The sequence below is a fragment of the Micromonospora sp. I033 genome (assembly GCF_053890995.1).
The window spans coordinates 1-6,953 of the sequence record NZ_JBSSLX010000266.1; the positions used below are offsets into that span (position 1 = coordinate 1).

4 protein-coding genes and 1 pseudogene are annotated in these 6,953 nt (G+C 73.1%); 4 read left to right on the forward strand and 1 reads right to left on the reverse strand.

Annotated elements, in window-relative coordinates; genetic code table 11:
- Positions 1–940: pseudogene (locus tag ACW0Q9_RS27755) on the reverse strand (MGH1-like glycoside hydrolase domain-containing protein); the annotation flags it as partial.
- Between the two features lie 314 nt (positions 941–1,254).
- On the opposite strand from ACW0Q9_RS27755, the gene ACW0Q9_RS27760 reads away from it, so the two are divergent.
- The 4 genes from ACW0Q9_RS27760 to ACW0Q9_RS27775 all read left to right on the forward strand — a co-directional run.
- On the forward strand, positions 1,255–2,472 hold the full coding sequence (locus ACW0Q9_RS27760; RefSeq protein ID WP_456186255.1) for an RNA-guided endonuclease InsQ/TnpB family protein: 1,218 nt from the start codon (positions 1,255–1,257) through the stop codon (positions 2,470–2,472).
- A gap of 2 nt (positions 2,473–2,474) precedes the next feature.
- Positions 2,475–4,463: an amylo-alpha-1,6-glucosidase gene (locus ACW0Q9_RS27765; RefSeq protein ID WP_456186261.1), complete on the forward strand. Its 1,989-nt coding sequence runs from the start codon at positions 2,475–2,477 to the stop codon at positions 4,461–4,463.
- A 130-nt stretch (positions 4,464–4,593) separates the two neighbouring features.
- Positions 4,594–5,919: a glycosyltransferase family 4 protein gene (locus ACW0Q9_RS27770; protein WP_456186257.1), complete on the forward strand. Its 1,326-nt coding sequence runs from the start codon at positions 4,594–4,596 to the stop codon at positions 5,917–5,919.
- 78 nt (positions 5,920–5,997) lie between these two features.
- Positions 5,998–6,953, forward strand: a 956-nt coding sequence (locus ACW0Q9_RS27775) for a serine/threonine-protein kinase (RefSeq protein WP_456186259.1), incomplete at its 3' end; no start/stop codon positions are given.

Here is a 6,953-nt window from a genome sequence, read left to right on the forward strand (position 1 = left end):
GGTCCGGGTTGACGGTGTCCGCGCCGGCCACCACGTGGTCGTTGATCCCGTCCTTCGGGTACGCCGACCGCCCGGGCAGCCCCCACAGCCGCTCGGCGTTGGTGTCGTTGTCGCAGAGCAGGGGCGTGGGCGTGCCGTCCCCCTCCAGCAGGAGCTGGCCGAGCACCCAGTGCTCGCCGACCAGCCGGGCGCCGTCGCCGACCAGCCGGGGCACCCGGTCGCCGCCGGGCAGCCCCCACGCCCAGGTGTTGCGGAACCAGAGGGTGGGCAGCACGTGCAGGGTGTCGTCGGTGTCCCCCCGGTTGGCCACCGTGATCAGCACGCACAGGTCGGTCGGGGACGCCTTGGCGTAGTCGACGGTGACCGCCCAGTACCTGTCGTCGTCGAAGATCCCCGTGTCGACCAGCTCGTACTCGGTGTCGTCCCGGCCGCGCAGCGCGTTCACCGCGACCAGCTCGTCGTAGGGGAAGGCGGCCTGCGGGTAGTGGTAGCGCCAGCGCATCCAGGAGTGGGTGGGCGTCGAGTCCTCGTACCACCAGTAGTCCTTGACGTCCTCCCCGTGGTTGCCGCCGTCACCGCCGAGGCCGAACATCCGCTCCTTGAGGATCGGGTCCCGCCCGTTCCAGAGCGCCAGGGCGAAGCAGAACGTCTGCCGGTCGTCGCAGACGCCCGCCATGCCGTCCTCGTTCCACCGGTAGGCTCGGGACCGCGCGTGATCGTGGGGAAAGTAGTCCCACGCCGTGCCGTGTTCGCTGTAGTCCTCCCGTACCGTCCCCCACGCCCGCTCGGACAGATAGGGACCCCATGCGCGCCAGTCCTGCTCCCCGGCGTCGGCCTGGGCGAGCCGGTGCCGCTCGGGGTCGGGGGTCGCGGAAATCGGGCGGTCGGTGATCACCTGCACATCTTCGACGCCCCCGGGGTACTTCACCACAGGGGCCATTGTCGTCGTGGCGGGTGACACCCCGCCGGTGGTGGAGGAAAGTTGATCAGAATTGGACTGGTTACCCCGCGTTGGCACGCCAGCCCCAGCACTTGAGGTGTTCGGCCCTATCCTCTGTACTGCATCAGGTGTGACGGGACGGCAGCACCTGGTAGGTGTCAGCCCCCGACTGACGGCCAGGAATCCCGTGCGTAAGGCGATGCATGGGTGCGGCCAGGGCGAGGAGGAGCGTGGCGGATGACGGTGGGACGACTCCTGCTACAAGTTGAGCAAGGTGGTGGGCACCGGACCGGTGTTGGGCACCACGCCACTGCATGCTGACCGGTCGTCGCTACCTGCTGAGGCTGACCGACGAACAGGCCGAATACGCCGAAAAAGTGGGCGCCATCTGCCGGGCAGTGTGGAACACAGCGCTGGAACAACGTCGCGAGTACCGTCGGCGAGGTGCGTGGATCAGCTATATCGAGCAGGCTCGGCAGCTCGCTGAGGCCAAGAAGGATCCTGCGTGTACCTGGCTGGCCGAGGCTCCGTCGCACACGCTGCAACAGACGCTGCGCGATCTGGAGCAGGCGTGCAAGATCCACGGCACGTGGAAGCCTCGGTGGCGGTCGAAGAGCCGTACTGCGCCCTCCTTCCGATTTCCTGACCCCAAGCAACTCGCCGTGCGCCGGCTTAACCGTCGCTGGGGAGAGTTGCATCTGCCTAAGTTTGGGCATGTCAGGTTCCGCTGGACCCGGCCCCTCGGTGGCACGATCCGAAACGCCACCGTTTCCCGTGATGGCGGCCGCTGGTTCGTCTCGTTTTGTGTGGAAGACGGCCTGGAAAAGGCGCCACCAAGCGGAAAGCCGCCAGTCGGCCTTGACCGGGGCGTAGCCGTCGCGGTAGCAACATCGGCCGGCACTTTTCACGACCGCGAATGCGTGACACCAGGCGAGGCGGAACGGTTGAGGCGGTTGCAGCAAGGCCTATCCCGCTCGCGTCGGGTTCACGGCCGTTGCAAACGTTCGAGGCGCCGAGACGAGCTGCGGGCGCAACTAGGTCGACTTCACGCTCGGATCCGAGCACGCCGCTCCGACTTCATGGCACAAACCGCAGTTCGGCTCGTTCGAAACCACGGTCTCGTTGTCGTAGAGGACCTGCGGATTAAGAATATGACCGCCAGCGGTAAGGGCCGCCTGAGCAGCCCTGGCAGTCGGGTGCGACAGAAGGCCGCACTCAACCGGGCCATTCTGTCCAAGGGTTGGGGCGCACTGCTGCTTCGGCTCGAACATGCCGCGCGCTACCACGGCGCTGCGGTGATTAAGGTCAACCCCGCATACACGTCGCAAACTTGCAATGCCTGCAAGCACACCGCCCGGGAAAACCGCGAGAGCCAAGCGGCCTTTCGGTGTGGCGCCTGCGGGTACCAAGCACACGCCGACGTGAATGCGGCAAAGAACATCCTCGCCGCCGGACTGGCGGTGACAGGGCGTGGAGACTTCGCCGTGGGGCGGTCTGTGAAGCGCCAACCACTCAAGGGATCAATCGCATGAACATGCGTCACCCTCGGGAATCCTCCGCCTTCAGGCATGGGGAGGAAGTCAACGACATTCGCTTCGGTCCGCAGGTCTGCGGGGACCTCTCCGCCTCGTCGACCCGGGAGTGGCTGGTCACCGACGGGCGCGGCGGCTACGCCATGGGCACGGTGGCCGGGCTGCGCACCCGGCGCTACCACGGTCTGCTCGTGGTGGCCGGGGAGCGGCCCGCCGCCCGCAAGGTGGGACTGGTCAGCCTCGACCCGGCGGTGACCCTGCCGTCGGGGCAGCAGGTCCGGCTCGGCGCCCACGAGTGGTCCTCGGGCGTGGTCGACCCGCGCGGCTTCGAGCTGCTGGAGCGCTTCGACCTCACCGAGGGGGTGCCGCGCTGGCGCTGGCGGGTCGGCGACGTGGTGATCGAGCGGGAGATCGCCATGGCGTACGGCAGGTCCTGCGTGGCGGTGGTGCACCGGCTGATCTCCGGTGGCCCGGTCCGGCTGGACCTCGCCGCGGCCTGCACCTGGCGGGACGCCCACGGCGAGCGGCGCGCGGACGGCCCGACCCCGCGGCTGGAGCAGGTGGCCGGGGGCGCGGTGGTGGAGGGCGCGTTCCGGCTGTCCGGGCCCGACTGGACCCCCGAGGGCCGGTGGTGGCTCGGCGCGCACCACCGGGAGGAGGCCGCGCGCGGGCTGCACCCCGAGGAGGACCTCTGGTACGCCGGCTGGTTCTCCGGCGCCCTCGACGAGCCGGGCGCCGAGGTGTCCGTGCTGGCCTGGGCGGACGACCTGGCCGAGGAGCCGCCGCCGGCGACCGCGCTGGTCGAGGCGGCCCGGCGGCGCCACCGGGCGGTGGTGGCCGCGGCGAAGCCGGACGACGACGTCGACGCCACCCTCGCCCTGGCCGCCGACGCCTTCGTGGTGCGCACCGCCACCGGCCCCGACGTGGTGGCCGGCTACCCCTGGTTCGGGGCCTGGTCGCGGGACACGATGACCTCCTACGAGGGGCTCTTCCTCCGCACCAACCGCGGCGACGAGGGACGGGACCTGCTGCGGGCGTACGCGGCGACGCTGTCGGAGGGGATGCTCGCGAACACCGCCGACACCGGGCGGGTGGAGCACAACACGGTCGACGCGACGCTGTGGTTCCTGCACGCGGTGAGCCGGCACGTCACCGTCACCGGGGACACCGACCTCGGCGCGGAGCTGCTGCCCGCGCTGCACGCCGTGGTGGACGCCCACGTGGCGGGCACCCGCTACGGCATCCGCGTCGACCCGGCCGACGGGCTGCTCACCCAGGGCGGCCCGCCGGACGTGGCGCTCACCTGGATGGACGCCCGGGTCTACGGCGTGCCGGTCACCCCGCGTACCGGCAAGCCGGTCGAGGTCAACGCGCTCTGGGTGAACGGGCTGGCCGGGCTCGCCGAGCTGACCGAGCTGACCGGGCGGGACGGCACCGACCTCCGGGGCCGGCACGCGCGGGCCGCCGCCGCGTTCCGGGAGCGCTTCCCCACGCCGGCCGGCTGGCTGCACGACGTGGTGGACGCGCCGGCGCCCGCGTACCCGCTCGGCGGGGCGCCGCACCACGACGACGACCTGCTCCGCCCCAACCAGCTGCTCGCCTGGTCGCTGCCGTACGCGCCGCTGGAGCCGGACGAGGTCACCCTGCGCCGGGTCACCGAGGGGCTGTTCACGCCGCTCGGGCCGCGCAGCCTCGCCCCCGACTCCCCCGGCTTCGTCGGCCGGCACCGGGGCGGCCCGGCCGAGCGGGACTCCGGCTACCACCAGGGCACCGTCTGGCCGTGGCTGATCGGGCCGTTCGTCGACGCGTACCGCCGGGCCGGCCTGCCCACCGACGACCTGCTGGTGGGGCTGGAGGGGCACCTGACCGAGTACGGCCTGGGGTCGGTCAGCGAGACGGCCGACGGGCTCGCCCCGCACGCCGCCACCGGCTGCCCGTTCCAGGCGTGGTCCGTGGCCGAGCTGCTGCGCGTCCGGCGGCACCGGCTGTAACGCGTTACAGACCGGCAACCGGCGCGTCTCCGCTGGTTATCGACCGCTGGGCAGGATGGGCTGCGACCCCACGACGGACCGCTCGCGGTGCCGTCGGGCGGTGCGGGAACCACAACTCAGAGGGGGCCGCATGTCCGCTGACGCCGAAGTGATCGACATCCAGCCCGCCCGGCGCCAGCGGGTGCTGATCCTCTCCTGGGAGTACCCACCCGTGCTCGTCGGTGGCCTCGGCCGCCACGTGCACGCGCTCTCCGTCGCGCTGGCCGCCGCCGGCCACGAGGTCACCGTCGTCACCCGGCACGCCGAGGGCGTCCCCCTGGAGGAGTACGCCGACGGCGTGCGCGTCCTGCGGGCCGCCGAGGACCCGGTCCGGTTCCCGCTCGCCACCGGCTCGCTGCTGGCCTGGGCCATGGCGTTCAACCACACCCTCACCCGGACCGCCCTGCGCGCCGCCGAGGCCGGCGGCTACGACGTCGTCCACGCCCACGACTGGCTGGTCGCGCACACCGCGGTCACCCTGGCCGAGCACCTGGACCTGCCCCTGGTCACCACGATCCACGCCACCGAGGCGGGCCGGCACCAGGGCTGGCTGCCCGAGGAGATGAACCGCACCATCCACGGCGTCGAACACTGGTTGAGCAACGCCTCGGCCCGGGTGATCGCCTGCTCCGGCTACATGCGCGACCAGGTGGCCCGGCTGTTCGACGTGCCGGCCGCGCGGATCGACGTGGTGCCCAACGGGGTGGACGACCGGGCCTGGCACGCCCGCCCCCGCGCCGTCTCCGCCGCCCGCGCCCGGTTCGCCGGCGGCGGCCCGCTGGTCGGGTACGCCGGCCGGCTGGTCTACGAGAAGGGCGTGCAGCACCTGGTGCACGCGGTGCCGTACCTGCGCGACCGGCACCCGGGCCTGCGGGTGGTGATCGCCGGCGACGGCCCGTACCGGGACGAGCTGGTCGACCAGGCCCGCCGGCTGCACCTCGGCGACACCGTCCGGTTCGCCGGCTTCCTGGACGCCACCCAGCTCCCGGCCGTCCTCGGCGCCACCGACGCGACGGTGGTCCCCAGCCTGTACGAGCCGTTCGGCATGATCGCCCTGGAGGCGGCCGCCGCCGGGGCGCCCCTGGCCGTGGCGGAGACCGGCGGCCTGGCCGAGATCGTCGAGTCCGGGGTGACCGGGGTGACCTTCCCGCACGGCGACCCGGCCGCGCTGGCCGGCGCGGTCGACCGGCTGCTCGGCGACGAGGTCTTCGCCCGCCGGGTGGCCCGCCGGGCCCGCACCATGGTCGCCGAACGCTACGCCTGGTCCGCCATCGCCGCCCGGACCGCCGGCAGCTACGCCGTCGCCCGCCGAGAGCACGGCGCGTTCCAGGCCCGCCGCGCGGCGGCGCTGCTGGCCGGCGGCCGATCCGCCATCGCCATCCCGGACGGAAATCTGCTGGCCGGAGCCGCGAGCTGAGCCGACCGGCCCTGACGGGCGATAGGTGTTGTCCGATCCGTTGGCTATTGTGGACATCCACCAGCGGTGAGGAGTGCGGTGCAGCAGGTAGTGATCGCCGGCCGGTACCGCCTGCTCGACCTGGTCGGACGCGGCGGGATGGGCCGGGTCTGGCGGGCGCGGGACGAGATGCTGCACCGCGAGGTGGCGGTGAAGCAGGTGGTGCCGCCGAGCTGGCTCGCCGCGCACGAGCGCGACGAGGTGCGCGCCCGGACGCTCCGCGAGGCGCGCACGGCCGCCCGGCTCAGCCACCCCAACGTGGTCCGGGTCTACGACGTGGTCCGGGTCGACGACGACCCGTGGCTGGTGACGGAGTACGTCCCGTCCCGCTCGCTGCAGGAGATCATCGAGACGGACGGGCCGGTGGACCCGCGCCGGGCCGCCGGCATCGGGCTGGCGGTGCTGGCCGCGCTGCGCGCCGCGCACGAGGCGGGGGTGCTGCACCGGGACGTGAAGCCCGCGAACGTGCTGCTGGCCCGCGACGGCCGGGTGCTGCTCACCGACTTCGGGCTGGCCGTCTTCGACGGTGGCGACGGGATGATGACCCGGCCCGGCCTGGTCCTCGGCTCCCCGCAGTACGTCGCCCCGGAACGGGCCGCCGAGGGGGTGTCCAGCGTCGAGGCGGACCTCTGGTCGCTGGGCGCCACCCTGCACGCGGCGGTGGAGGGCCGGTCCCCGTACGCCCGCAGCACCGCGATGGCCACGCTGACCGCTCTCGCCAGCCAGCCGCCGGATTCGGCCCCGCACGCCGGCCCGCTGGCGCCGGTGCTGGCCGGGCTGCTCCGCCGCGACCCGCGGCACCGGCTCGGCCACGACGACGCGGCCCGGCTGCTCGCCGCCGCCACCGCGCCGGCGATCGACGTGCCGCCCCGGCCGTCCCTCGCCCCCGCGCCTCCCGACGTCGACCGGTCGAGCCGGGACGGCACCGACGCGGGCGCGGCGGTGCCGGCCGGTCCCACCACCACCACCACCAGCGGCGGCGAGCGGCGCCGGGC

Coding starts and splice junctions, on each gene's coding strand:
- ACW0Q9_RS27760 (WP_456186255.1), top strand. CDS start 1,255: ATGCTGACCGGTCGTCGCTACCTGCTGAGGCTGACCGACGAACAGGCC.
- ACW0Q9_RS27765 (WP_456186261.1), top strand. CDS start 2,475: ATGCGTCACCCTCGGGAATCCTCCGCCTTCAGGCATGGGGAGGAAGTC.
- ACW0Q9_RS27770 (WP_456186257.1), top strand. CDS start 4,594: ATGTCCGCTGACGCCGAAGTGATCGACATCCAGCCCGCCCGGCGCCAG.